The organism is Rhizobium sp. S163 (assembly GCF_030380805.1).
Classification (GTDB): Bacteria; Pseudomonadota; Alphaproteobacteria; order Rhizobiales; family Rhizobiaceae; genus Rhizobium.
Genome location: NZ_JAUDSA010000037.1, coordinates 235,645 through 259,460, shown reverse-complemented (window position 1 = coordinate 259,460; position 23,816 = coordinate 235,645). Strand labels below are relative to the sequence as shown.

Genomic DNA, 23,816 nt, shown 5'->3' with positions numbered 1-23,816 from the left:
GCCAGCCGGTACAGATGTCGTAAATCGTGAAGGCTCCGTCTCGCTCCAACCGGGGAGCATATCGATTGATCTCAACTGGCACCGTCAAATGACCACCTCGCACCGAAAATTAGCGGCCGTCACGAATTTGGCACAGTCCTCACGCCAATTTAATGAGATTACGGTCCGCGAGCATCAAGTCAATGCAGCTGCCTGGCAGCGTCTCGTGCATCGGGCAACCTACCGGCGGACCGTTCCCTTAGCGTGGCCACGCGAATTTATATCACAACATGACGCATACAAGGTTTTTTTCAGATGCCCCGTTCAAAATCAGCGGCTCTCAGCGATCAGGTTTACGAAGGACTGGCCGGCTTCCGGCTTGCCATGCGGCGTTTCCTGGCGTTCAGCGAGGCAGCGCTAGCGGAGGCGGGCGTGACCTCGGCGCAGTATCAGGCGCTGCTTATCGTGCGCTCTTCGCCCGGCCGGCAGGTAAGACTGCGGGATCTGGCTGAGCAGATGCTCATGCAACACAACGGCGCCGTTCAGCTTGTCGATCGGATGTGTTCCGCGGGTCTGACGGAGCGAATTCCTGCTGAAGACGATAAGCGAAGCGTCATGATCAGCATGACGTCTAAAGGTCGTGACGTCCTCGAGGCCCTCGCGCGCGTTCACGTCGACGGCATGCTGGAAAACGAGCCACTCCTTGCGGAGTCCCTCGCGCGCCTGCGCCAGGTCACCGAACTTACCTGAAGCCACTTCACCAGGCGGCCTAGCGCGCGCTCAGCCAAGCTGAGACGCTCCAGCAATGAAAGCACATCGATCGCCGGTTCGGGCGGCAATGATGGGGGTACGAACGCCGACCTGTTTCACTGGCAGCGGCCGTCTCTACGAAGCGACCCAAGCGATTTCCGGATTGGGAAGCTGACATAACCCACTATCAGACTCGCTCGTTATTTAGGCTAGACTCTTTTCACCTATTTAAGCGACAGATTTAGGTAAGCGCGCTTAATTAACGCGGAGACATTGAGGTCCGGAACACTGATCCATAATGACCTGAGTAAAACGATAATGCCATGATCAAACAGTATTCAAGTCAGACCCGAGACATTCTTTCTTAAAGCTCGCCTCCTATTCCCGCTCGCCCTCAGCATTAACGCCGAGAGAACCGGAAAGAGCATGCCGAAGAACGGCTTTTCATCACCTCATTTTCAGAGAAAAATATCCGAATTCTGCAAGCTGACTATCTCGCCGATTGCGTCCAAGTGGCTACTCGAGAATATTCGGTCCTACCTGGTCAGCTTGTGGAGCGATCCTGATCATGGGTAGAGGGTAAGCGCGATTTTCGATGCGCCTAGACGGCCTCTGGTTGGCGGTTCATTTCGACTTCTGGTGGGGCTTGATACTGATCGTCCCGGCAGCAGGCTTTCTGCTTCGGCTGTTCATGACCCAACACGATTGCGGCCACGGCTCTTTCTTTGCCCGGCGGCGCTTCGATGACTGGACAGGATGCGTTCTCGGTGTCCTCACGTTGACTCCGTATGACTATTGGCGCAGGGCGCATGCCACGCATCACGCTTCGGCCGGCAATCTCGATGAGCGCGGCGTCGGAGATATTACCACCCTCACCGTTACGGAATATTATGGACGATCGCGTTGGGGACGGATTGGATATCGCCTCTATCGGCATCCGCTGGTGATGTTTGGCGTCGGCCCGGCCTGGCTTTTTCTCTTCCAGCAACGCCTGCCGATAGGGATGATGCGCGATGGCGTGCTTCCCTGGATATCGACGATGGCCACCAACATTGTGGTGATGGTGATCGCTGCGCCCCTGAGCTGGGCGGTCGGCCCGACATCCTCTCTAGTCGTCCACCTACCGATTGTCCTTCTCGCGGGTTCGATCGGCGTCTGGCTTTTCTATGTGCAGCATCAATTCGAGGAGACGCACTGGTCGAAAGAGCCGGAATGGCAGTTTCCAAAGGCCGCCCTGCACGGCGCCTCTCATTATGATCTGCCGCGTCCTCTGCGCTGGCTAACCGGTAACATCGGCATTCACCACGTGCACCACCTCTCCAGCAAGGTTCCCTACTATCGCCTTCCGGAGGTCCTTCGAAACCATCCGGAACTCGGCGAAATCGGCAGGATCACGCTGTGGCAGAGCCTGCAATGTGTAAAGCTGGTCCTGTGGGACGGAGGAAGCCAGCGCTTGGTCTCGTTTCGTAAAGCGGCCGCTATCGCGCCGGTCACTCGAGCTCACTGAGATCATCCCTGCGGCGATCAGTATATCGTTGCAAAGGAAATTATGCGCCGCAGCCTTCTTACTCATATTGGAACTTGTGCCCATGGCGCGCAAAGGAGACCGATGTGCCAGAGCACATAAATACGCGCCAGCTGATCGAGCTGAGAAACTTTGGTTCGAACCCCTGCTTGCTGAAGTGCCGGGTTTACATGACGACCATCCTCGCTGCCAAAACTTCGCTCGTCGTGGTCCTGCACGGATGCGAGTCGCACGGTTGGATCCTGAGGCGCGATCGCGAACGTCATGCTGGCGACCTATTCCGAATTGTTTGCTGCCGACGCGATCATCGGAGGGCTTCCTTATGGAACCGCCTCAGGCGTAGGGCAGGCTTTCGAGATGCCGAGCAGATCGTCCATCAGTGGGCCACCGTGCACCAGATCTCCGACGCACCGGATGTGATCGAGCCATCAGTGGCGATAGTCGTAAGATCTGGCCCAATGAGAGCGCCAAACCCGTCATCGAGATCAATCTCATCAATGGCATGGCCCACGGTGTACCATTACCGTTGACAGCGAAAGCTCCTTTATCGGAGCCGGAGGCCGGAATTTTGTCGACCGCACGAGGGGCTGGTTGTGCGACACAGGTTCAATACGGACAAGACAGCAGGAGCTTAGAACAAAAACGAGATAGATATTGCAAAACCAAAAATTGAGCTTATATGTTGATTATCGACCAATGCTTGTGACGTCGTTCCAGAGCTTTATGCTCCCGTTGGATTTCCTCTCAAATAATCGACCTTATCCCGCCAGGCATCGCGGGAACAACAACGATCGCTTTGAAAGGAAATCGTTATGACCACTGGTACTGTAAAGTGGTTTAATTCCACCAAAGGCTTCGGCTTCATTCAGCCTGACAATGGCAGCATGGATGTCTTCTTGCACGCGTCTGCCGTCGAGCGCTCTGGCATGCGTTCGCTCTCGGATGGCCAGAAGATCACTTTTGACCTCGTCCATGACCACAAGTCCGGCAAGAGCTCTGCCGACAACCTTCAAGCGGCGTAATAAGGTCATTCGACCGCTGACGACGGATGTACTGGCAGCAAAGCTGAATGACTGTGAGAGGTCGGGTTCATACCTGGCCTTTGATTTTCTCGCCACAGAGATTGGCAATTTTAATCTCCGAAGCGTCCGCAGGGACGGGTCCGGTTTCGACCGCTGCCCCATCCGGCCGGAGCGGCATCGCAGGCAGAAATGACAATAGCCTGCTCAAACGGCGAGGCAGGCGTGTGGCAGACGTAGTCGCCGTGTCATAGGTATCGCTGTCTTTCCGACGGCCTTACCCAAACGAGAGGAGGACGCGATGTCTTCCAACGAGTATTCCGGCTACGTTTCACAGAATCTGGCTCGTTCGAGTCCATTCGGATATCATGAACAAGCGACCCTTCGCGCACTTCTCGAAACCGTGGTTACCCGAGCCGCTCGGCGAAACCTGCCCCTGGCGGCGATGATTGCCTTTCCAAATTTCGGCGTCGACGGAAAAACCCGCATGCGGACGACGCTCCTCCCGCTCTAGAAGAGCCGCTTCGAGACAAGCGACGTCCCAAATCACTTCAACTCAAACAGCGCCAACATTTATCCAGGCGCCGAAGGATAAACCCATGGCCAAGGGCCAAACGCGTAGCAACCGCGAAATCCGTAAACCGAAAAAAGACAAGACCGCAACAGTGACACCCGCGCCCTCTGGCTCACTGGCCAAGCTCACGGGCGGCCACACGGCGAGTTTCAGCAAGAAATAGCTCGTCGTTGTCACGCCAATATCATCGCAAAGGGCGCGTTAACGCGCTCGTTCTTCGAGGACAAAATGACGAGCTACACCACCCGAAAATCCGCAGAGGCGCTATTTCTTTTACTTGGGGCCGAAGCCGGTTCCACTGCCGAAAAGCTCTTGAACCTTTGAAGTGGATGCAACTGCGGAAGCGCGGACTGTTTGATAGCGAACGAACCGTCCGAGATGCCGCCCGTGCCTTCGTCATCCTCTCGCAACCGCGAGGGCGCAAATGTAACCCGGCTCGATTATACGGGCGGAGCTGGACTTTACGCCGGCGAGTCGAAAGCTGGAACAAGCGGCCCTCGCTATCGGTTCGAGACAGCTGCCGAAGCCCTCCGTTTCGCCGTAGAAGACATGTCAAACAATCAGCAGCGTGGCTCTATGTTGGAGTTTGACGAGACGCGTTTCGATCAGAATCAGATCCGCGCGCTCTATGACGCGCCAGGCTACCCACTTTCACGCCGGCTCGGCTGATTGGCGACAAGTCCGCGCGGGACGCCAGCATAGGCCTCGATCTGCGACACTCAAAGATCCAGGATCACCGTCGCGACCAGCCTGATCCGATAGGCCGTGGCTTTCAGTGTCCCATGAACCAAGCTGAGAAAGAGGACTACGATATGACCGATTTGCAAGGATTTGCTTCGAGTTCGAATGGAGACAAGTGGTTTTTTGGAAAAGACGCTGCGACCAGCAGGCTTTTCGTCCTCCACCGAGGGAACGCATCCTCTGGCGGCCACGAGACAAGTTCGTCTGTCGATGTTTTCTTGAACCAGCAGCCGTTCGGTCCCGAGCGTGAAGCACTGGTAGCGTTCCTGGAGAAGAATAGAAACAGGGAAGATACCGGCATTCGCGAAGATGCTGAGACGCCATCCCTGCGGCTGGCGGAAGAGTACCTGCGCCTCGGCGGGCGTCGGCGAGTGAAAGTCGACGACAACATCGTCAGAACGCGAAAGTGGGACGATGAACCAACCATGGCATCATCCTTCTGGAAGGAGCATATCGAGCCTCTGGACGAAAAGCAGCGCCGCGAGGTCAAGCTGCATCTCCCATCGATCAGCGACGACTGATCCGGAGGGCACTCGGGTCTTGTGATGAATCCCGGAGCTCGGCAACGGACGACGCAGAGCCGCGGGCGTTTCGCCAGCTCAGGGCTGATAGAGTGGATTGGTTTGCACTCGCGACGCGCTGACAAGGAGAGGGCATGCCGAAGCTTTCCATACGACGCCGCACGACTTAAAGCTATCGCTTCCCGGTTCAGCTTCCCCCAATCGTCTGGTGTTACGTCCTCGCGAGAGCCTGGAACTCCTACTCTACACTCACGACATCGCGTTTTCACAGGAGGGCCAGGTAGGCTGGGCGAGGACGTCTTCAGAAATGCAATCGATTGTGCAGAGCCGAGCGCGGTGCACAGGGCCGGCGATCGGGACGATCGAGGCGTCGGCACGGTTACCAAAGGTGCGCTCAGGGCTGCCGGACTGATTCGTTGATGAGCCGGTGCGGCGCGCGGAACATTCGCCTTTGCCCTGTCTCAGGGGCAGCGGCCTGACCATCAGCTTTTAGGGTCTGTTGCTATGCCGATGCTCAAAATTCATCATCGTACGACTTACACTTTTCGACAGAAGGTGTCGCTGTCGCCGCACCGCCTTATGCTTAGGCCACGTGAAGGCCGCGAGCTCGGGCTGCTGAGCCATGAGATTTCCATTTCCCCCGAGGCTGAGCTGAGTTGGTCACACGACGTATTCGACAATGCGATCGCTTCAGCGACATTCCAGACACCCAGCTACAGCCTTGTTGTGGACAGTTCGGCGACCGTGGATTTGACGGCGTCTGCATGGCCCGTCTTCGAAATTGAGGCGTCGGCGATCAACTATCCATTCCTCTACTCCGACAACGACTGGACTGACCTCGGAGCGCTGACCGTTCAGCAGTATGACGATATGGAGCAGCGGCTTGTGACCTGGGCCCGCGCCTTTGTCGCCGGCAGGCCGACGGATACGCTTTCCCTCCTAAAGGATATCAGTCTAGGCATCGCATCCTCTATCTCCTATCAAAGCCGGGACGAGGAAGGCACGCAGACGCCGCTTAGCACCGTCGATCGGGGGTTGGGCTCTTGTAGGGACTATGCCGTATTGTTCGTGGAGGCGGTGCGCAGCCTAGGCTTCGGCGCCCGAATCGTCTCAGGCTATCTGTTCAACCCGGACAGTTTACTCACTGGATCGACGGACTATGGATCGACGCATGCCTGGGCAGAGGTCTTCGTTCCGGGCGCCGGCTGGATCACATTCGATCCGACAAACCGCAGCATAGGCGGTGTCAACCTTGTCCCGGTCGCCGTGACCCGCGACATCGCCCAGGCCGTTCCGATTTCAGGTAGTTTCATCGGCGCGGCGGAAGCCTTCCTGTCGATGGACGTGACCGTAGAAGTCAAAACGGTCGACCCGGACAAGCAGCGCGGCTTTAACGCTCGTCGAATCGGGCGCTCAATGCTCGCTCTAAGTTCCGCGTGCTCTTGAAGCGATACGAACCGAGGACCCGCGATTTCATTGCTGAATTTCATTGAAAATTCCGTGCCTTTACCTTCAGCGTGTCGATGTGAAGGTCACGCACAAACATATCCCGCGCTTGAACGACAGGCTTCGGAGTATCGCGTGGATCAGGACCACCGCCATGTGCAAACTCGTCGCCCCTGCCCGTTGGGAGCCTAAACTCGGTATCGCGATCGGCGAGCCCCGAAAGATCGGCCGATAGATCGAACAGCTGTTGGGCCATCAGGTGCACCACCTCCCCTTCCTGCTGAATCCTCCCATTGATCGCCATCATCGAGGATCCAAGCACGACGCGGCGACGTTTCTCAAACAGCGTCGGCCAGACGACGATGTTGGCCGGCCCGGTCTCGTCCTCGATGGTGATGAACATCACGCCCTTGGCCGACTCGACCTGTCCTTTCTCCCAGCCTGAAGCTGGATTGCAGAACTCGGGCTCGAACACATAGTGGCTGGCCATCGCCAGGAAGCGGACATTGACGTCGCGCTCCTTGCCACGGCCGATCTTGTCGATCGCGGTGCGCATGTTGTCCCCCACGGCGGCGCTCCCTGCCGTTGTGGCCAAGAGCAACTCTTTTGCAAAGGTTAGTGCCGAAGCAGGCCCTGATCTTCGATGTCTGCGACTGGAATGACAATCCCGGAATGGCGCGCGGCCAGTCATGCCCGGCCATTACTTTACAGCTTAAGCCACCCTATGGTTGAAATGTCCGACAGCGGACAAAGACGTGTGGCGCGCTTTAGGTCCACCGCGCATCGCTCAAGGCTGTGGTGACAAATCGACGATCTGGGATTCCCTTCGCAGCCAAATCAGATTCAAAGCTGACTTTTGGAGGTTGGCGATGGATGGCGAGATACTTCGAGACGCGCAATGGGAGTTGCTGAAGCCGTTTGTTCCTGGTGGTCGTAAAGGTAGGCGCGGCCCGCGCAGTAATGGGCGGCGTTTCTTCGACGCACTATGTGGCTCGCTCGTTCTGGAGCACGTTGGCGCGATATGCCCGGGGATCGGTTCGGTCCCTATCAGACGATTAAGCGGCGCTGCTATCGCTGGATTGAACAAGGCACATTCGACCAGATTTTCGAAGCTGTCGGTGCGGACCCAGATATGGAATGCCTGTCCATCGACGCCACAGTTATCCTGGAACGGCTGTAGGCTCGGTTCGCTGCCCATTTCTTCACCCGGCACTGCGTCCCTCAATGCCCAACCCCCCGACGGTCTCTGTCGTCCCCCGAATGCAACGGAACCGTACGTTTCAATTGCTTTTCACACCCGCTACCGGGACACCTGGAAGTCATCAAGTGAAATATTCATTAAGGATTAGGGGATTAGCATAAGAGAGCGTAAGCTTCGCTGTCGGCCTATTCTTCCGGGCAGAGCCGATTGAGAGATTTCATGTGCTCTTGCCTGAAAGTAGGAGTAGATTGATGGGTCACAGTACGAGCAACGATCTTGCGCCGACGGTTCCTGGTCTTCAAGCCGTCGTGACGTACGCGAAGATCCCCAACCCTCCACCGGCACCAAGCACGCTGCATAAGTTATCAATTCGCTCCCGCAGGTGAGCGTGTCCACACCAAAGTTTACTCGATGAGTGATTTGCGGCGTTAGCCGGAAAAGCAAGCTGCTTGATCAGTCCCCGAAAATGCGTGTGGGAGAAATCCATGACTACCCCACCACCGTTCGAAAAGACCTCCGCCGAAGAGAGGAAGGCCATCCTCAAGGCACTTGCTCATAGGCTTCAGATTTCCGCACGTATTGCCGAGCGTGGTAGCGATCCAATTTGCCGGTCGCTGCTGGCACTCAGTGTTCGGCTAGCAGGAAGCTGCGAGGAGGTGGCTGCAGACCCAAAGCGTGGCAACGACGTTATTGAAAAAGCCCTTAGGTTGCTCAGTGAATTCGCGTTGCGTAGACCTGAACGCACGACTCACTAGTTAGCGGTCAAGCCGCGAAACTGGTCTTTGGGATGGTAGATCAGTGTGGCCGCAAACGGCGATTGTTCCCCAAAGCCAGACGCCCTTCGCCGCCAAATGCTCATCCATCGGTTCTTTCCGCAGCAAAAGGAGCATGAATATGACGGAAGTTCCAAAGACTGGAGTGCCTGGCGCGCCAGGGCGGCCGGGCAAACCGGGTAACGGGGCAAACCCTGGAAAAGGCGGATCAAGCGGCGCCGTTGGAAAGCCGGGCGCACCGGGAAAGGGTGACGGCAAGACATGAGGGGCCGCTCTGCTCTTCTAAGGCAGTGATCTGGTTCTTGGCATGGACTGGTGCCCGCTTCCGGCAGGTTGCCGCCTCCGCTTCGCGCCAGAAGTTGGGATCAGCCGCAGGGGCTTGACAAAATAGCTCCCCCCATGGGGAAGGCGAGTGAAGCTAAATCGCAGGTGAACCACCCTCAGGTAGTTTGGTGCCTTGCCTTATCACGAGCGAGCTGTGCTTCTCGAAGTCGTCCGTTCTCACCCTGCCGCGCCTGTTATTCGGTCTGAAACTCCTCAACGGCTTGGCCACGTGCGAAGAAACAAACACGGGCATTGCCCAGAGTACGACGTCTGAAAAAAATCTTTGCGCTCGCTCATTTTCCTCCTCCAAATGTCGCTTATCCGGCAAATATTTTGCGTAAGTGCGACAGCTCTGCAATAAAAAATGACAAGCGAACCGCTGCATTTTTTCGTGATGTACTGTGCGCAGCCCCTCGTGAGGCGTGAGTGCGGCGACCGTTGCCTAGGCCCAGGCCACGGCCACGGCCACGGCGGCTTCATCGACCCGACCCGATGTCCATTGGCCATTGGGGCGTTGCAGGTCGCGTATCTACGCTATTCGATTGCTTTCGCCGATTCAAAGGCGCAAGCTTATATCTTCAGTAAGCCACGTTCAGGGCGCTGCTGCTTTAGGGTCCTCATGCCCTAGCCCCGACTGAAAGGAGGACGACATGTCTTCCACACCTTCTTCCCGATTGCTTACCGCTTCCGATTTGAACGTCCTTCGAAAAGTGCTGACCGATGCGGGCTATTCGAGTGATGTGCTGACCGGCACTTCCACAGGAACCGCCGCGAAAGTTCTGATCAGCTTGTTTCAGTCTGGCATGACGGACCCTGTCGAGCTTCAGACCGAACTCGATAGCCGCTTCGGACGGTCGGAACAGAAAGCCAGCTTCGCAAGCAACACGCTACATCCGCTCGCAATCCGCGGACTGCCGCGCAGCACGGATACAATCTTGCAGTAACCGCTGATCTGGAAGCACCACGAACGAGAGCGGCGCTCACCAGACCGAGCGATCTGCTCTTGCGGTTGTCGATCTCAAGATACTTGGATGCGACCCAACCACTAAGAGAGAGAGAGAGGCATCTTCTATGCATCAGCTCCATTCTCAGCAGATGCAAAGATAGGATCAGAATGGCACTTATTTTTCCCAACAGAAGCAGAAGCTTCGACGAAACGAAAAACGGCGTTCGCTTCAGCGGCTACGATGGCATGTTCGAAGTCAAATTCCTTATTGAGGCTTCCGCTTTGAAGCAGACGACGGAGGCGCAATGTCTCAACGCTTTCGATAGTACGCGGGCCGCGGTTCAAAAAGCAGCGACGAAGCTCTATGAGCGCCGCCGTAGCAATAGCCTGACGCTGAGCGCGCAGGATCTGGATTAATCCTGTCGGGCTTGAAGAGCTCAGCTTTTGAAAGATACGAATGCTAATCGTTCACGCCGCCACCGCTGAAAGAACGCCGCGGTCTATATCAGCCATTTTCGCTACATTGAGTTTTTGATCAAATCTGCGCTAGCGCTTAGCCTTACCTATCGCGTACATCACGTTGATACTCGGACGTCGAAAAATCATCGCAAATATTCTCTGCCCGAATGAGGACCAGGTGATCTCGCCTTGGATTTTAAACCGCCTTTTGCGGCCTCGTTGAGGCGGGTTGCTCTGTGCGGCGCTTAACAAAATACGTCTGCGTGATAACCTTGTCGATTTTTCGGCGAGCTCCCGTCTTCTTGGCAACTCAACTGGCTCAAGGGACGTGTGTAAAGTAAGCGCGAATTTCTGCACACCTTCTGAAAAGCGGTGCTCTGATGCATGAAGTGTCCACCAAAAAACAGTGGGCACCTAATCATGGACGACACTCCTAAACTGCAAGTGCGGCTTGTTGGTCGCGACGGCCGCCGTCGATATGACCCGGCTTCTCGGGATCAACTAATCGCAGCGTGCTTAGAGCCTGGCGTTTCGGTCTCTCGACTGGCGCGGGAACACGACGTGAATGCCAATCTTGTTCACAAGTGGATAAAGAAGGCCAAAGCGGAGCGGCCGTTGCCTTTGGTTCCCGCGTTTGTCCCGGTTCAGATTGCACCGGAATTGAACTCAGATGGCGGCGGTTTACCAAGCAAGAGTGTGCGATTGGGCAGGCCGTGTCCTGCGTCGAAGGTGAGTGCACTCTTGCCCAATGGGATCAGCCTTACCGTTGAGTGCGACGATGAGAGTGGCCTGATCGCAATCATAGGAGCGTTGAGCCATGTTCAGACTGGGCGCTGATCTGAAGGTCTACCTCCATCGGGAACCCATCGACTTCCGCGCGGGCATCAACAGCCTAGCGGTCCTTGTGCAAGAGGTGATGGAGCTAGACCCGTTTGCTCCATCAGTGTTTGCCTTCTGCAATCGCAGGCGTGACCGGGTGAAGCTCTAGTTCTTTGACCGGTCCGGGTTTGTTATGGTCCTGAAGAAACTAACGGAAGACCGGTTCAGGTGGCCCCGCCGGGAAACTGCGGTGGTGACGCTGACGACAGAGCAACTCCACTGGATCCTCGATGGCATCGATATCGATGCGATGATCCGCCATCCCGTGCGGCAGTATCAGATTGCGGGCTGAGGATGGCGAATTGAGATTGACGCGCAGGGGCGGTTCAGATTCAAGAATCTGATGACGCGCACCGGCGAACCGAGCATTGCAGAACTGATGGCGCAATTAGCAGCCAACGCTGCCGAAATCGCTGCGCTCAAAGCCGAGAAGGAAGCGCTCTCGCAGCGGGTCGTCAAGCTGGAAGAAGAACTGGCACTGGCAAAGCTCCATCGCTTTGCACCCCGCAGCGAGAAGCACATTGATCGTCTCTTCAACGAGGCCGAAGAGGCTGCGGTCGAAGGTGGTAGCGAGGAAGACGATGTTGTCGAGCTTCCGGATACTGGCTTGCCTGCGGCCGAGGGCGTTACGGGCAAAAAGCGGGGACGCAGGCCTCTGCCGGCAGACCTGCCGCGCGAGCGTGTTGAATACGACCTTGCCGATGATCAGAAGGCTTGTCCCTGCTGCAAAAGCCAAATGCATCGCATGGGCGAAGCCGTTAGCGAGCAGCTCCATATCGAGGTCAAGGCAAAGGTCCTGCAGAACGTGCGGTTCAAATACGCCTGCCGCCAGTGCGACCGCACAGAAATCAACACGCCTGTCGTAATTGCGCCTATGCCTACGCAACCCCTGCCAGGCAGCATCGCCACTGCGTCGACGCTTGCCTTTGCTCTCGTCCACAAATACGTAGATGGCACGCCGCTCTACCGCGTAGCTCAGACATTCGAGCGCGCTGGCGTTCCGATCAGCCGTGGCGCTCTTGCGCATTGGGTCATCGGCTCGAGCGAGAAGCATCTATACCGCATCTATGATGCTTTGAAGCTGCGACTACGATCGCAGTCTCTCATCCATGGCGATGAGACGACGGTTCAGGTGTTGAAGGAAAAAGACAAGGAAGCGACCAGCACGTCGTACATGTGGGCCTATCGCAGCAGCGAGGACAGTGACGAACCAATCGTGCTTCTCGACTACCAGCCCGGCCGCGGTCAAATCCACCCACAGACCTTTCTCGGTGACTACCGCGGCATATTGGTGACCGACGGCTACACCGCATGGCGCACATTGAATGGCGCAACCCACGTCGGATGCATGGCCCATTCACGGCGGCGCTTCGTTGAGGCCCTCAAAGCCCGGAAGAATGGAGGCGGACCGCCGGAGCAGGCACTCCGGTTCTTCGAGCAGCTCTACCGGATCGAAAAGCAGGCAAGAGACAGGACCCCAGATCCAGGGGAGACAAAGGCCGATTGCATTCGCCGTTTCCGCCAGCAACACAGCCTGCCTGTCCTGAACGCCCTAAAGGCGTGGCTCGACAATATCGCGCCAAAGATCGTGCCGGATACCAAGCTCGGCGATGCGGTGTCCTACACCCTGAACCAATGGGATTACCTGACGCGTTACACCAGCGACGGCAGGATGCCGATCGATAACAACATTCTAGAACGCGAGATTAGAGTTTTTGCCACGGGAAGAAAATCGTGGCTGTTCAGCGATACCGTCGACGGAGCTAAGGCCAGCGCCGTGATTTACAGTCTCATGCTGACCTGCCGCGCCTGCGGCGTTGATCCGCTCGCCTGGCTGCGCCATGTGCTCACTGAGTTGCCTCAGCGCAAAGAAACTGCTGGCATTGGCGACCTGCTGCCGTTCAACTTCTCCAGAAACTCAGCCGCCTAATTAGCCGCATGTCGCTCTCATTGTAGACGACCTGGCCCTGAAACAGCCGTCAACGCGCATGGAAAATCGCGCTTACTGTGTAAATGCATTTCGTGTAGAAGACGATCATCATGGTCGCTGTTTGTTCAACTCCAGCACGGCCGATCACGGACGCGAATAAATTTCCATTGCATGCGGCGAGAAGGCGGTCGAAACTGAGGAACCGCGATTATGTGTAAAGGCGCTTGACGACGTGCTGCGTCCAGATTCGTTCTGCCTGGCTGGCTTTGTCGGCTTTGAAAAATATGAGGATATGGCGTTCTTCCGCTAGCCGCTTCTCATCGAACTTGCTGTCAAGATAGTCTTCGTCCTCCCGAACGTCTTCGCTTTGAAGGACGATTTTCAGTTCGCGTAGATACCGTCCGGAGATATCAAAACTGACTTTGTTTTTTGGTGACTCTCTCATGCAAATCTCTCCAATTTTCTGGTGTCAGGGAAATCCGGCGCTCGGGGAGCCGAGACATACGCACGGCTTATTGTGCCGTGACATCTTACAATGACCAACCGCTATGAGTTTTCGTTTAGGGCCGCTTGGTCAACAATCCTCGAATTGCATGGCGATGAAGCGCCTTGGCCTCGACCTGGGCGACGTATCTGTGGTGACCAAATTCCGTTTTGAGCTCTGCGGCGAGATCGGCATGACCTCTCAGTCCCCGTTTGAAAAGACCGATCAACAACTTGGCCGCGGCGTTGAAGTCCGCTGGCGCTGTCACCATGACATCGCCGGTGTATCCTGCATCCGATAGGACACGTTGAATGATGGCTAGTTCGTCGGAATTCAGTCTCGCGGCAAATCCGTTGGAAGACATTTCGTCAACCTTTCGGTTGGGGCTAGGGTGTGGAGGCCCTTAAGCGGAAGCGCCCGTGAAAATTGCTTCCTGAAGAATAGACTCTGCACCGAATATAGCTGTTCCGCAATCGGAGAATATCTGCACAAACGCAAAACCATATTTGCCGTCGGTATGGTTTATTGGATGTGTTGGCGCGGTCTATATTCAATGAGCACGCATTTACTGCTTGCTATTGCGCCAAAAGGAGCAGTTGGTGATCCCTTAAGGGAGATCAACATGATCGAATTCAAACCATCGGATGGAAATGAAGCAAGATCAGCGGAAATTGCGCTGCAGCTTAAAAAACTGGACGCCGAGATGGCATCCCCGAACATCAAGGAAACCAGACATGCCGAGCTCAATATCATTTACCGGCGCCTAACCGCTGAACGTGACGTGCTGACGTCACGATAGGCCTCACACGCCACCTTTCTACCCGCTATCTGTGGGGAGCCTGCCCACAGACTGTGTCTTGAGCCTTCCTGAGAGAACGCAAGCTCAGCTATCGACCACCTTGCAAATTGCGCCCCGCCTTCCCATATTCATGGTAGTGGCAGCCATGGAACGGGCGCTGCTTTTAGGGTCGCGACAACCCTAGCCCCAGGCAGGAGGAAGAAATGTCTTCCACCGTAAGTTCTTCCAGGCGACAAAGAATACTACGTTATATTGGCGGGTTAAGTTACGGAGATGTTTTTGTCGCATCGATACCGCTGATAGCCGTGGCATTCATCCTTTACATCATACTACAAGGCACTTTCTGGTAGCGCTCGACCACGCGGTTCTCAATCGTATCATTCAGGGGTTATGGGGAGATAGCCCATCGACCGATAAGAGGTGCCCCCATGTCAGAACGCACGACAAGATCCGAAGTGACCTTCCACAACCGCTTCGTCCTGAGCCCATTGGTGGCGCCCCTCGACGCAGGCACCTATTCCGTTGTCGTAGACGAACAGTTGATCGAAGGACTGTCGTTTCCAGCCTATAGAAGAACTGCAACGTATCTTGAAATACCGGCCGTAGGCGTGCGTATTGCTTCCAGGCAGTTTCTCAAAATTGACCACGCGGACTTGGAGTCAGCGATTAGAAGGGACGCCGAGGGCGCCAGGTAGGGCGCAATCCGGCTGTTGTCTAAATTCGCTCCGCCTTAAGGATCAAAACGCTATGGGTACCCGCATCGGTAGGCGAATAATGGTCGGCGCCTTGGCGATCGGTATCGTTCTCGCGATCCTTTATGCATTGAGCAGTCCCCCATGATGCGCATGGGCGAACAGGTAATGCAGCCGACGCTCGCTCGCCGATGTCGGCAGGGTCGCTTCTGAACTGGAACACTGCAAACGATTTGGAGATCGGCCATGAACGCTCAAGAATGTCGTGCAGTTAGATTGGGAAAGATCTGGACAATTGGTGACTTTGCCAAGCGCTTCCGGCTTGGCCCGCTTGAAGAGAAGCGATTGCTGAAGTTGTTGGGCCCCACAGCGACAGAACGCCAACTTCTTATGAATGCTGGCCGGAAGCCGTTCAAGCCGGCGGGCGGTTGAAATAGGAACTGGAAGAGACCCTCTTTAAAAAGCAGAGCTATCCGTCCCCAAACTCAAGGAGCGAACCAATGTGCCCCACGCAGGAGGAACGTGCAACGCTGAGACGCATCCTTAAGCGTGCCGACTACGCGACGTCCGAAATGGAAGCAACTGAAGGTGAGAGCCACCTGGCAGAACTTGCAGTCATCCGTCGCATTGAAGGAGCGACCATCCCTACTGTGAACTATCCAGCCTCGAGACGACAAAGGCTAAATCCGGACGTTGCTGCCGTTGCAGCTTGGGAGAACGAGGGCGGCTCCGTTCGAAAGTCGAAACGGAAATATTCAGGTACTGCCTGACGAATACTGCCTCTTGGCAGCACTTCAATGCGCGCCTCCCAATCGCCACGTTAGTTGCGCGCCCCGAACTTTTGATCGTCCATGATCGTTCCTTCCGGCAGGCCAAGCCGGCTTGCCCTCTCTCGTTAAGTATCCGGAGAGGTGCCACGATATCCGGGATTATACCCTAGCGTCGGCGCCTCTCCTCCCGACGTCAAAATAGCAGGGCCGCCTGCGGGAAGCGAAAGCCTCGATGATCAAAAACCATCATCACCGCGGAATTTGTATCGGCGTCAAGCGGGACGCGGCGGCACGGTTTCCCACAACGCGAATGCCCGCGACGGGCAGTCGTCGCGGGCATTCAGGTCGAAGCTTTTAGTGCTGTGCGGCTAGACGTCGACCCAGCGGCGTTCCCGATGGGACGCGGCCATGGCGTGCACGGATTTTTCGATCCGCAGACCGTCCTGGAACGTCACGATGGACGAGGGTTCACCTGAGATCGCGCGGATGAGTTCGCGGCACTCGATGATCTTCAGGTCGTTGAAGCCCAGGCCGTGATGTGCAGCCGAGAGCGTTGGTTTGAGGCTGATCATTTCGATATCCGATTTTCGGGTGGCAGACCGCCGTCTGTGGCGGTCGTCCACGATGCTGATGATCAGGCTGCCCCGATACGGGTCTGGCGCAGGGCGGTAATCAGAGCTTCGGCGGCCTCACCGGAAGATCCCGGGTTCTGCCCAGTTATAAGTTGGCCATCGACGACCGTATGAACACCCCAGTCCTTCACCTTGGAGAACACGGCTCCTTGGGCGATGAGCACTTCCTCGACCAGGAAGGGCACGACCTTGGTCAGGCCAACGCCTTCTTCTTCGGTGTTGGTGAAACCTGTGAGGTAGCGACCCTGAGCAAATGGCGAGCCGTCGGCATTCTTGACATGGCGCAACACGCCCGGAGCGTGGCAAACTAACGCGATGGTCTTGCCGGCGGCGATAAAGGATTCGATGAGCGCGATGGAATTCTTGTCTCCAGCGAGATCCCACATCGGGCCGTGACCACCTGGATAAAACACCGTGTCGAAATCGTTCTGGTCGACGCTGTCGAGGCGTACTGTTTGGGCGAGCTGAGCGTTAGCGTCGGCGTCGGCCTTGAAACGAGCCGTGATCTCGGTCTGAAACATCGGTTCGTCGCTCTTCGGGTCGAGCGGCGGCTGGCCGCCCTTGGGCGAAGCAAGCGTGATCTCGGCGCCGGCGTCCTTGAAGACGTAATAGGGAGCTGCCAGCTCCTCAAGCCAGAACCCGGTCTTTCGGCCGGTATCGCCGAGCGTATCGTGCGAAGTCAGTACCATGAGAACTTTCATCGTTGTATCCTTTGATGTCGCGGCCGGGGCGGCCTGGATTGTCGATCAGCGCTGCTGGCCTGTCGATGAAGTAATCATGTCATGTGGAGAGATATTTGAGAAATTTACTTGTTGGATTTTAGATATTCACGTGCAATTACATCTGGATGAAATACGATCTCAATCTTCTGCCCGTCTTCCTGGCTCTCATGGAGGAGCGGAGCGTCACGCGCGCTGCCAGCCGTCTCGGCATCACGCAGCCTGCGCTATCGAATTCACTGAATCGGCTCCGCGACATGCTGAACGATCCGCTGTTTATCCGGGAGCGCTACGGCATCAGGCCGACACAGCTTGCCGAGGAAATTGCGCCGACAATCGAGGCGGCGCTGGCACAGTTGGACGATTTGATAGTCCATCAGCAGGAATTCGATCCGGCCAGCGCGGAGCGCCTGTTCCTGATCGCGCCGAACAGTTACGTAGAACTGGTCCTGATGCCAGCGTTGGTGGCCAGGCTGCGCAAGCAGGCGCCCGGCATCAAACTTCGCATGACGCCTTTCGGCAACGATCTGGCCGATACCGGAGTGATTTCGGGGACGACGGCGATGGTGCTTGGGCGGGTCATAGATCCCCCTGACAACCTCGTCGTCCAACATCTCATGGACGACGGACTGGCCTGCATCGTCCGCAACGACCATCCGGATGTCAAAGGCAGACTGACGCGAGATCTCTACGAGAGCCTGAAGCATGTCAACGTGTTGCCGCCGGGTCGCATTCGTGCGGGCGTATTCCAGGCGTTGGGACAGCAGAACTTAAAGCGTGAGGTTGCTGTCTCCGTCACACATTTCCTGTCAGTTCCCGAGATGGTCGCGGTGACCGATTATTGCGCAACATTGCCGCGCCTGATCTGCCGCAGCCTCGAGCGTGACCCGCGGCTTAAGGTCGTAGAAGCACCTGTCGATCTTGGAACATTCCCAGTCGAGATGGCCTGGCATGTGCGATATCGTCACGATCCCGCTCATCGCTGGCTCAGGGTTGTGGTGAGCGAACTCGCCAAAGAACTGGTAGCGTCATAGAAAACGGCGCTGCGTTTCACTAAACAGGTCCCCGACCCGAGAGATAGGTGACTTTGTGACCGGAGACCTGAGGTACACTTTCGATTTTGATCAGTCGGTGTGGATGCCGTGGAGAGAGACTTCGTTCATGGATGAGCGTCTTCGATTTGTCGCCCGACAGCTGGAGGGCGAAGGGGTGAGCGAGGTTTCCCGGGATTTCGGGATCTCGCGCAAGACCGGCTACTAGATCTTCAATCGCTGTAAGGCGGACGGGCTTGAAGCCCTGACGGACCGGTCGCGGCGGCAGGTGGCTATGCCAACCAGCCGCCTGAGCCAGTCGAGGCGATGATCATGCGCCGCAAGCAGGAGAAGCCGCATTAGGGGGCGCGCAAATCCGCGAACTTCTCGTTCGCCGCCTGGCTGCGCGAGTGGCGCCGACAGTGATCTCCTCCACGATCCGCTTAACCGATCGTCATCCTCCTCAGCACGTTTGTCTTCCAATAGAACTGGTGAACAAGCGCGCCCAGAACGTGACCGGCAATCAACACCCAGAAAACGACTTTCAGAACATCGGCATGCAGATTCCCTGCGACGCCGTATCCCAGGTAATATGCGGCCATGCCGGTCAAAGGCATTGAGAGAACCAATATGTAGAGCGCTGCATGGGCAAGTTTGGCAGCCAAGCGGAAAATTGCCGGCTCATGTGGCGGGGGTGCCGGAACGCCGCGGAAGGCTCGGTCAATCTTCTTGAAAAGCGGCTGGCGCGCGGCGAAACGGACGTTGGTCGCTACATAGAAGCCGCCAAGGATGGCGCAAATCGTGCTGCCTCCCTGACACAACGCCTGCTCGCTTTTTCCAGACGGCAGCCGCTCCAGCCGGAGGTGATTGACGCAAATCGGATGATTGCCGGAATGTCAGAGCTGCTGACGCGCACACTCGGCGAGCTCGTTTCCGTAGAAACGGTTCTCGCCGCCGGCCTATGGAAAGTACATGCCGATAACAGTCAGCTTGAAAATGCAATCCTTAACCTCGCGGTCAACGGCCGCGACGCCATGCCGGCTGGTGGGAAACTGACTGTTGAGACTGCCAACTCGTACCTGTCCGATGAATACGCCCACGACAATGCGGTTGCCGCCGGCCAATATGTGATGATCGCCGTATCTGACACTGGTGCAGGCATGAGCCCGGAAGTTATGGCGAAGGCGTTCGATCCCTTCTTCACGACAAAGGAGGTTGGCAAGGGATCGGGCCTCGGCCTTAGTCAGATCTTCGGTTTCGTTCGTCAGTCTAGTGGACATGTGAAAATCTATTCCGAGGTGGGAGTTGGATCGTCGGTTAAAATCTATCTTCCGAGATATGATGGCGACAGCGGGCCGAGAGATAATCCTCTAAACGTGATGCCGTCAGGTCGTGGCAGTCCTTCCGAAACTATCCTCGTCGTGGAGGATGACCAACGGGTTCGAGCTTTCTCGACGGAGGCTCTTCGAGAATTAGGCTACACGGTCGTTGAAGCTAGCTCCGGCGCCAAAGCCCTCACTCTAATCAATGCCGGGCTTATACCAAACCTGCTGTTCACTGATGTCGTCATGCCTGGAATGACTGGTCGTGAACTTGCCGATGCTGCGAGTAAGCTGATCGCCGGTCTTAAGATTCTTTACACAACCGGCTACACCCGCAACGCGGTGGTCCACAATGGTGTTCTCGACAAAGAGACGCAGCTTCTTCAAAAGCCGTTCAGCCTTGACCAGCTCGGTGAGAAGGTGCGGCAAGTATTGGATCTCTGATAGTGATAACGCTTAAGGCCGCGCTCGGCTGGCATCGTTGATCCTGTTTCGCGTAAGGATATTGCGCGCGACCGCTTCCCTCACCACACGGCGGCGATGCTATACAACATGGGAGTGTTGCCGCTGTGCCAGGGGATTGAGACGGGCGGAAAGCTCCAGACCCTCAGGGGCCTTGGCGTCTGTCTGATGCAGAGGATATCTGATGGCCGGCCGGCGCTTGAGGCTTTGCCCATGCCACTGTCCGAAGCGCTTCAATATCGTGCGTAGTTATAAAACAAACTAAAGCCCGCCGCGTTAAAGCGGCAGGCTCGCAATGTGAATGTTAAAAGGGTTAGGCCCGGTCGACAATAGTCTTGACCGCGTCCTTGGCCTTGCCCTTGGCCTGCTGGGCTTCGCCCGTGCTTTCCTGGACCAGGCCTTCTGCCTGCATTTCCTTGTTATCGATCGCGTGGCCGAGGCCCTGCTTAGCCTTGCCAACGACTTCGTTTGCTATGCCGGAAATCTTATCAGCGGTGCTACCCATAGAAGTCTCCCTACGGAATAATGTTGTTTTCCAGCCTGATAATGCGCCGTTCGCAGTTTCGTTCCCTGAATGCCTGGCAGCCCCAAAGTCAGATCGCCGACGCCATTCGGTTCAGTGTCGCGGTTACCGCCTCAATGTTATAAGGCTTGGGGAAAAATACTGCACGCTCCGGCAGAATGATGTCGTTTTGGCGCTTATGGCCCGACACGACGACGATCTCGACTGGTGGCCAGCGGTCGCGCACCGCGGCCGCGAGTTTCATACCATCCATGCTGCCCGGCATGTCAATGTCGGTGAAGACAATGCGGATATCGCTGCGTGTCTCCAAGATGGAAACGGCTTCATCGGCACTTCCAACGTCAACGACCTCGAAGCCGTCTTCCTCCATGAAATCGACCGCCAGAAGGCGCAGCAACGGCTCGTCTTCAACAACGAGAATTACGCCTTTGCTTTCGGAAAATAATGCCCCATCGTTATGCCTATCAAGCTGCAGGTGAGGCCTCACCGACGCCTGGACCCTAAAACAAGTTCGGTTGGAAACAGTTCCAGGTTGTATGTTAAATGTTATGCAAGCCCTACGATGCCGAGCAACTCAACCGCGCGGTCCTGTCAAGTGACGCACGATCCACATCACTCGACCGAGAAGACGAATTGGCTGCGGCGAAATAGGTTTCACGGTAGGCTGCGGAACATCCGAGGATCCTGCAATGAACGACAGACCAGAGCCCGCACGTCTCAACCGCGGCAGCCTGCAGGAGGTCATAGGCGGGCTCAGCGACGGTATCATTCTCCTCGATCAGGCCGGCGCGATTGTTTGGGCCAATGACGCGGCGATTATCATGCACCGTGCAAATGCGATTAACGACCTCGGTGAGGAGACATAGCAGGCTACCGACGTCGATTCACGTTACGGTATCGAAACAACCACCCGCTTGAAGAGGGACAATATCCGGTTGTCACCCGCCGATAATCTCGACCTGGTCTGGGTTCAGACCGTGCGAAGCATGATCATAGTCTACGCCGGTGACAAACCAGATGTCTTTGCGCTGATCATGCGTGATGAAACGCCGCGCTTTGAAGCCGAGGAAAGATTTGAACGCTCATTCAACGCCAATCCTGCACCCGGCCTTGGGCGACATTACGCAAAGCTTTTACTTCGACCGTCACATCGTCGATCGTCTCTCGCCGACGAGCAGCCGTTCGATCTTCTCGCCGTCGAAGCCGACCGAAAGCGGTATCATCTGGGGCGCTGGTCCGGTTATTCTCTTGCCCTCCGCTACTGATGAGTTCCTGGGAAGCGGCAAGTTGGGTGCCGGTCCGATGGCGGTCGTGCTCAAACAGGACGGTCCGTGGACATTCGGCATGCTGGCAAACCACGTCTGGTCTTTCGCCGTACAGAGCGACCGGGCCGACGTGAACTCGACGTTCCTCCAGCCATTCATCTCCTACACGACGAAGGACGCGTGGACATAGGCCCTAAACACGGAATCCACCTACAACTGGGAAACGGAGGCTTGGTCCGTTCCGATCAATTTTACAGTCGCAAAGCTGGTTTCGAAAAACAGCCGATCAGCCTGACGGCTGGTATCCGGTATTGGGGTGACGCGCCGGACAACGGCCCGAATGGGTTGGGCGCGACACCGCGAACTGAGATTAGCGGCTCGGATGACTACCTATCGTGATCAGGCACGGTCGTACGTAAACGAGGTCAGCAACGTCGTCACAAAATTGCTAGCCCTCTCCTTGACCAGCACTTCAGTCCACTCGTCAGTGGCGCGAAGCCTCAAATCCGTGTAGATACTATCGACTGCAGCTTCTTCGATCCGCTTGATATGCATGTTAAATGACGCCTCACCGCCGGCATGATACATGTCTCTAATGACCATGCGCAGGATTTCCTGGATCGCGATTTGCCAGGCCGTATTGATCGCCTGAAGCTCGTTCGTATTCGGTGCCATGGTTGTCTCCTCGAGACTGATCAAATTCGGGCATGACGGCGTCACGCCCTGATCTATTCCACGGACCCATCCAATAGAGGGTGGGTCCCTGGATACTAAGCTTGCCGGGCCTTGCGGGCGGCATAACGTCTGTCGCGTTCAGTCTTGCGAGCGGCCTCATCTTGAACAAGGCCAGATATCCGGGCATTTTCGGCCGACTGTCGCGCCTCGATCTCGGCCGCGGCTGCTGCCTCGATGGCCGCGTGTTCTTGAGCGGCAACGGTCTCAGCTCGGGTGCGCTCCTCGACCTTCAGTCGCTCGCGTTTCGCACGGCGCGCCTCCCGAGCTTCAATAAGTGAGCTGCGCTCGGCCTGTCTTGCGGCCTGTGCAGGCTCGGCCGCCATCTTTGCAGCTCTGTAGGCCATAAGAAGAGCTGTCTTGGCGTCCGCAGCAGCAGAGCGTCGGTCGGTAAGTTCGTTGTTTCTGGCGTGTCTCAAATTTTTATCCTGACTTTTGCATTTGGGTTGGTCAGCTGGATTTCGATCGTTTGGCAAGCAGCGCAGATGTTGCAGACATCCGGTCGGCTTGCTCCTTGGCGAGGCGAGCTTCGCGCAGCCTGAACGTCTTGGCATCGCGCGCCTGGGCCACGGATTCGAGCTCTTCCGCCGCATTGTTCTTGGAGAAGAACTCCGTCTGAAGATTGCCGAAGGCGGTCTCGGCCTGCTGGCGAGATTTACTATATGTCTCTGTCATCGAATGTCCTGAATCTTGGCTGTGAGGCCAAACGAAAAAAGGCCAGGCGAACTGCCTGGCCTTAAACTGATAATTGCTTCCGGCGATGCCAGTACATCCGTGGTCAAAGGGAAGCAGATATCGATTAAGCGGACTGCAGATTGCAGGCCGACATCTTGCCCGACTTCATGTCGCGCTCGAGATCGTAACCAATCTTCTGGCCTTCGACGATTTCGCGCATTCCGGCGCGTTCGACGGCAGAGATGTGAACGAAGGCGTCGGCGCCGCCGTTGTCAGGCTGGATAAAGCCGAAGCCTTTAGTGGAATTGAACCATTTTACTGTGCCAGTGGTCATGATGAACCCTTTCAAGCATAGAGTGAGGAACCGCGAAGCAAGCGCCACGCGGATGAAAACCGACTATTTTTGAAAGAGAAGTTCGCTTAGAGCGCGGTGCCAATCGCGCGGTAGACAAAGCTCGGCAAGCAAAAGATCGATGACGCACCAATATGCGAATTGTAACGTTCCGTCAACGATTAGTTTTTTGATAGCCATCGACCGCGCGCAAGAGTTGCGCGATAGCGTAGAAGAACGGTAACAGCCAATGTGCCCGATTCATCGAACGTTGTTTAAACCACCACTCGGAAGAACGGGGCGGGTCGCTTG

24 protein-coding genes and 9 pseudogenes are annotated in these 23,816 nt (G+C 56.3%); 20 read left to right on the top strand and 13 right to left on the bottom strand.

Annotation, left to right across the window (positions count from 1 at the left end):
* Positions 1–294: 294 nt before the first annotated feature.
* On the top strand, positions 295–729 hold the full coding sequence (locus QTL96_RS28200) for a MarR family transcriptional regulator (protein ID WP_289730040.1): 435 nt from the start codon (positions 295–297) through the stop codon (positions 727–729).
* 11 nt (positions 730–740) lie between these two features.
* On the opposite strand, the pseudogene QTL96_RS28195 reads toward QTL96_RS28200, so the two are convergent.
* Positions 741–907: pseudogene (locus QTL96_RS28195) on the bottom strand (Fic family protein); the annotation flags it as partial.
* Between the two features lie 417 nt (positions 908–1,324).
* Here QTL96_RS28195 and QTL96_RS28190 point away from each other — a divergent pair.
* From QTL96_RS28190 to QTL96_RS28165, 6 genes are all read left to right on the top strand, one after another.
* The gene (locus QTL96_RS28190) at positions 1,325–2,236 is read left to right on the top strand and encodes a fatty acid desaturase (protein ID WP_289730039.1); all 912 of its coding nucleotides are present in this window, start codon (positions 1,325–1,327) and stop codon (positions 2,234–2,236) included.
* An 830-nt stretch (positions 2,237–3,066) separates the two neighbouring features.
* A complete protein-coding gene (locus QTL96_RS28185; protein ID WP_289730038.1) occupies positions 3,067–3,276 on the top strand; it encodes a cold-shock protein in 210 nt (69 codons plus the stop codon).
* A 298-nt stretch (positions 3,277–3,574) separates the two neighbouring features.
* Positions 3,575–3,787 carry a hypothetical protein gene (locus tag QTL96_RS28180; protein WP_289730037.1) on the top strand — a complete coding sequence of 71 codons (213 nt, stop codon included), beginning with the start codon at positions 3,575–3,577 and terminating at the stop codon, positions 3,785–3,787.
* An 85-nt stretch (positions 3,788–3,872) separates the two neighbouring features.
* On the top strand, positions 3,873–4,010 hold the full coding sequence (locus QTL96_RS28175; RefSeq protein ID WP_289730036.1) for a hypothetical protein: 138 nt from the start codon (positions 3,873–3,875) through the stop codon (positions 4,008–4,010).
* A 619-nt stretch (positions 4,011–4,629) separates the two neighbouring features.
* Positions 4,630–5,109, top strand: coding sequence for a hypothetical protein (locus QTL96_RS28170; RefSeq protein ID WP_289730035.1), 480 nt, complete (start codon positions 4,630–4,632; stop codon positions 5,107–5,109).
* A gap of 504 nt (positions 5,110–5,613) precedes the next feature.
* Positions 5,614–6,555 carry a transglutaminase family protein gene (locus tag QTL96_RS28165; RefSeq protein WP_289730034.1) on the top strand — a complete coding sequence of 314 codons (942 nt, stop codon included), beginning with the start codon at positions 5,614–5,616 and terminating at the stop codon, positions 6,553–6,555.
* Positions 6,556–6,595: 40 nt separating this feature from the next.
* Here the strand turns inward: QTL96_RS28165 and QTL96_RS28160 are convergent.
* Positions 6,596–6,973: pseudogene (locus QTL96_RS28160) on the bottom strand (OB-fold nucleic acid binding domain-containing protein); the annotation flags it as partial.
* A gap of 451 nt (positions 6,974–7,424) precedes the next feature.
* Here QTL96_RS28160 and QTL96_RS28155 point away from each other — a divergent pair.
* The 6 genes and pseudogenes from QTL96_RS28155 to QTL96_RS28130 all read left to right on the top strand — a co-directional run.
* Positions 7,425–7,720: pseudogene (locus tag QTL96_RS28155) on the top strand (transposase); the annotation flags it as partial.
* A 1,783-nt stretch (positions 7,721–9,503) separates the two neighbouring features.
* Positions 9,504–9,797: a hypothetical protein gene (locus QTL96_RS28150; RefSeq protein WP_289730033.1), complete on the top strand. Its 294-nt coding sequence runs from the start codon at positions 9,504–9,506 to the stop codon at positions 9,795–9,797.
* A gap of 170 nt (positions 9,798–9,967) precedes the next feature.
* On the top strand, positions 9,968–10,216 hold the full coding sequence (locus QTL96_RS28145) for a DUF1488 domain-containing protein (protein WP_289730032.1): 249 nt from the start codon (positions 9,968–9,970) through the stop codon (positions 10,214–10,216).
* Positions 10,217–10,774: 558 nt separating this feature from the next.
* A pseudogene (locus tag QTL96_RS28140) lies at positions 10,775–10,875 on the top strand (transposase); the annotation flags it as partial.
* 200 nt (positions 10,876–11,075) lie between these two features.
* Positions 11,076–11,429 (top strand): annotated as a pseudogene (gene tnpB, locus QTL96_RS28135) (IS66 family insertion sequence element accessory protein TnpB).
* A gap of 51 nt (positions 11,430–11,480) precedes the next feature.
* A complete protein-coding gene (locus QTL96_RS28130) occupies positions 11,481–13,067 on the top strand; it encodes an IS66 family transposase (protein ID WP_289730031.1) in 1,587 nt (528 codons plus the stop codon).
* A gap of 208 nt (positions 13,068–13,275) precedes the next feature.
* On the opposite strand, the gene QTL96_RS28125 is transcribed toward QTL96_RS28130, so the two are convergent.
* Together QTL96_RS28125 and QTL96_RS28120 are read right to left on the bottom strand one after the other, a co-directional pair.
* Positions 13,276–13,512, bottom strand: a complete 237-nt coding sequence (locus QTL96_RS28125; RefSeq protein ID WP_289730030.1) for a hypothetical protein — start codon at positions 13,510–13,512, stop codon at positions 13,276–13,278.
* A 115-nt stretch (positions 13,513–13,627) separates the two neighbouring features.
* Positions 13,628–13,915: a hypothetical protein gene (locus QTL96_RS28120; protein WP_162735127.1), complete on the bottom strand. Its 288-nt coding sequence runs from the start codon at positions 13,913–13,915 to the stop codon at positions 13,628–13,630.
* Positions 13,916–14,173: 258 nt separating this feature from the next.
* On the opposite strand from QTL96_RS28120, the gene QTL96_RS28115 reads away from it, so the two are divergent.
* The gene (locus tag QTL96_RS28115; RefSeq protein WP_162704958.1) at positions 14,174–14,350 is read left to right on the top strand and encodes a hypothetical protein; all 177 of its coding nucleotides are present in this window, start codon (positions 14,174–14,176) and stop codon (positions 14,348–14,350) included.
* Positions 14,351–15,288: 938 nt separating this feature from the next.
* Entirely contained in the window at positions 15,289–15,474 is a 186-nt protein-coding gene (locus tag QTL96_RS28105) for a hypothetical protein (RefSeq protein WP_289730029.1), read from the top strand.
* Between the two features lie 706 nt (positions 15,475–16,180).
* Here the strand turns inward: QTL96_RS28105 and QTL96_RS28100 are convergent.
* Together QTL96_RS28100 and QTL96_RS28095 are read right to left on the bottom strand one after the other, a co-directional pair.
* Positions 16,181–16,348: pseudogene (locus QTL96_RS28100) on the bottom strand (gfo/Idh/MocA family oxidoreductase); the annotation flags it as partial.
* Between the two features lie 98 nt (positions 16,349–16,446).
* Positions 16,447–17,145 carry a type 1 glutamine amidotransferase domain-containing protein gene (locus QTL96_RS28095; RefSeq protein WP_289730028.1) on the bottom strand — a complete coding sequence of 233 codons (699 nt, stop codon included), beginning with the start codon at positions 17,143–17,145 and terminating at the stop codon, positions 16,447–16,449.
* Between the two features lie 146 nt (positions 17,146–17,291).
* Here QTL96_RS28095 and QTL96_RS28090 point away from each other — a divergent pair, with 146 nt between their 5' ends.
* On the top strand, positions 17,292–18,197 hold the full coding sequence (locus QTL96_RS28090) for a LysR substrate-binding domain-containing protein (RefSeq protein ID WP_289730027.1): 906 nt from the start codon (positions 17,292–17,294) through the stop codon (positions 18,195–18,197).
* 103 nt (positions 18,198–18,300) lie between these two features.
* Positions 18,301–18,554 (top strand): annotated as a pseudogene (locus tag QTL96_RS31345) (leucine zipper domain-containing protein); the annotation flags it as partial.
* 83 nt (positions 18,555–18,637) lie between these two features.
* Here QTL96_RS31345 and QTL96_RS28085 read toward each other — a convergent pair.
* Positions 18,638–18,904, bottom strand: a pseudogene (locus tag QTL96_RS28085) (cytochrome b/b6 domain-containing protein); the annotation flags it as partial.
* On the opposite strand from QTL96_RS28085, the gene QTL96_RS28080 reads away from it, so the two are divergent.
* Positions 18,839–19,960, top strand: coding sequence for an ATP-binding protein (locus tag QTL96_RS28080; RefSeq protein WP_289730026.1), 1,122 nt, complete (start codon positions 18,839–18,841; stop codon positions 19,958–19,960). The pseudogene QTL96_RS28085 and the gene QTL96_RS28080 overlap by 66 nt on opposite strands.
* Positions 19,961–20,291: 331 nt before the next feature.
* Here QTL96_RS28080 and QTL96_RS28075 read toward each other — a convergent pair whose 3' ends face one another.
* Together QTL96_RS28075 and QTL96_RS28070 are read right to left on the bottom strand one after the other, a co-directional pair.
* Positions 20,292–20,483, bottom strand: a complete 192-nt coding sequence (locus QTL96_RS28075; protein WP_289730025.1) for a CsbD family protein — start codon at positions 20,481–20,483, stop codon at positions 20,292–20,294.
* Positions 20,484–20,571: 88 nt separating this feature from the next.
* A complete protein-coding gene (locus QTL96_RS28070) occupies positions 20,572–20,976 on the bottom strand; it encodes a response regulator (protein ID WP_289730173.1) in 405 nt (134 codons plus the stop codon).
* A gap of 214 nt (positions 20,977–21,190) precedes the next feature.
* Here QTL96_RS28070 and QTL96_RS28065 point away from each other — a divergent pair, with 214 nt between their 5' ends.
* Both QTL96_RS28065 and QTL96_RS28060 read left to right on the top strand, forming a co-directional pair.
* A complete protein-coding gene (locus tag QTL96_RS28065) occupies positions 21,191–21,367 on the top strand; it encodes a PAS domain-containing protein (RefSeq protein ID WP_289730024.1) in 177 nt (58 codons plus the stop codon).
* Positions 21,368–21,689: 322 nt separating this feature from the next.
* Positions 21,690–22,165, top strand: a pseudogene (locus QTL96_RS28060) (transporter); the annotation flags it as partial.
* Here the strand turns inward: QTL96_RS28060 and QTL96_RS28055 are convergent.
* The 4 genes from QTL96_RS28055 to QTL96_RS28040 all read right to left on the bottom strand — a co-directional run bounded on the left by QTL96_RS28055 (position 22,166) and on the right by QTL96_RS28040 (position 23,507).
* Positions 22,166–22,441 (bottom strand): hypothetical protein, encoded by a 276-nt coding sequence (locus QTL96_RS28055; protein ID WP_112821140.1) that lies wholly within the window; start codon positions 22,439–22,441, stop codon positions 22,166–22,168. It lies immediately after the preceding pseudogene.
* 95 nt (positions 22,442–22,536) lie between these two features.
* On the bottom strand, positions 22,537–22,917 hold the full coding sequence (locus tag QTL96_RS28050; protein WP_289730023.1) for a DUF6481 family protein: 381 nt from the start codon (positions 22,915–22,917) through the stop codon (positions 22,537–22,539).
* A 31-nt stretch (positions 22,918–22,948) separates the two neighbouring features.
* Positions 22,949–23,173, bottom strand: coding sequence for a hypothetical protein (locus QTL96_RS28045; protein WP_289730022.1), 225 nt, complete (start codon positions 23,171–23,173; stop codon positions 22,949–22,951).
* Between the two features lie 124 nt (positions 23,174–23,297).
* The gene (locus QTL96_RS28040; RefSeq protein ID WP_003567907.1) at positions 23,298–23,507 is read right to left on the bottom strand and encodes a cold-shock protein; all 210 of its coding nucleotides are present in this window, start codon (positions 23,505–23,507) and stop codon (positions 23,298–23,300) included.
* Positions 23,508–23,816 lie beyond the last annotated feature (309 nt).

Bases quoted from the DNA above. Each gene is read 5' to 3' on its own strand.
- QTL96_RS28200 (WP_289730040.1), top strand. From the start codon at position 295: ATGCCCCGTTCAAAATCAGCGGCTCTCAGCGATCAGGTTTACGAAGGA.
- QTL96_RS28190 (WP_289730039.1), top strand. From the start codon at position 1,325: ATGCGCCTAGACGGCCTCTGGTTGGCGGTTCATTTCGACTTCTGGTGG.
- QTL96_RS28185 (WP_289730038.1), top strand. From the start codon at position 3,067: ATGACCACTGGTACTGTAAAGTGGTTTAATTCCACCAAAGGCTTCGGC.
- QTL96_RS28180 (WP_289730037.1), top strand. From the start codon at position 3,575: ATGTCTTCCAACGAGTATTCCGGCTACGTTTCACAGAATCTGGCTCGT.
- QTL96_RS28175 (WP_289730036.1), top strand. From the start codon at position 3,873: ATGGCCAAGGGCCAAACGCGTAGCAACCGCGAAATCCGTAAACCGAAA.
- QTL96_RS28170 (WP_289730035.1), top strand. From the start codon at position 4,630: ATGAACCAAGCTGAGAAAGAGGACTACGATATGACCGATTTGCAAGGA.
- QTL96_RS28165 (WP_289730034.1), top strand. From the start codon at position 5,614: ATGCCGATGCTCAAAATTCATCATCGTACGACTTACACTTTTCGACAG.
- QTL96_RS28150 (WP_289730033.1), top strand. From the start codon at position 9,504: ATGTCTTCCACACCTTCTTCCCGATTGCTTACCGCTTCCGATTTGAAC.
- QTL96_RS28145 (WP_289730032.1), top strand. From the start codon at position 9,968: ATGGCACTTATTTTTCCCAACAGAAGCAGAAGCTTCGACGAAACGAAA.
- QTL96_RS28130 (WP_289730031.1), top strand. From the start codon at position 11,481: ATGACGCGCACCGGCGAACCGAGCATTGCAGAACTGATGGCGCAATTA.
- QTL96_RS28125 (WP_289730030.1), bottom strand. From the start codon at position 13,512: ATGAGAGAGTCACCAAAAAACAAAGTCAGTTTTGATATCTCCGGACGG.
- QTL96_RS28120 (WP_162735127.1), bottom strand. From the start codon at position 13,915: ATGTCTTCCAACGGATTTGCCGCGAGACTGAATTCCGACGAACTAGCC.
- QTL96_RS28115 (WP_162704958.1), top strand. From the start codon at position 14,174: ATGATCGAATTCAAACCATCGGATGGAAATGAAGCAAGATCAGCGGAA.
- QTL96_RS28105 (WP_289730029.1), top strand. From the start codon at position 15,289: ATGAACGCTCAAGAATGTCGTGCAGTTAGATTGGGAAAGATCTGGACA.
- QTL96_RS28095 (WP_289730028.1), bottom strand. From the start codon at position 17,145: ATGAAAGTTCTCATGGTACTGACTTCGCACGATACGCTCGGCGATACC.
- QTL96_RS28090 (WP_289730027.1), top strand. From the start codon at position 17,292: ATGAAATACGATCTCAATCTTCTGCCCGTCTTCCTGGCTCTCATGGAG.
- QTL96_RS28080 (WP_289730026.1), top strand. From the start codon at position 18,839: ATGGGCAAGTTTGGCAGCCAAGCGGAAAATTGCCGGCTCATGTGGCGG.
- QTL96_RS28075 (WP_289730025.1), bottom strand. From the start codon at position 20,483: ATGGGTAGCACCGCTGATAAGATTTCCGGCATAGCAAACGAAGTCGTT.
- QTL96_RS28065 (WP_289730024.1), top strand. From the start codon at position 21,191: ATGAACGACAGACCAGAGCCCGCACGTCTCAACCGCGGCAGCCTGCAG.
- QTL96_RS28055 (WP_112821140.1), bottom strand. From the start codon at position 22,441: ATGGCACCGAATACGAACGAGCTTCAGGCGATCAATACGGCCTGGCAA.
- QTL96_RS28045 (WP_289730022.1), bottom strand. From the start codon at position 23,173: ATGACAGAGACATATAGTAAATCTCGCCAGCAGGCCGAGACCGCCTTC.
- QTL96_RS28040 (WP_003567907.1), bottom strand. From the start codon at position 23,507: ATGACCACTGGCACAGTAAAATGGTTCAATTCCACTAAAGGCTTCGGC.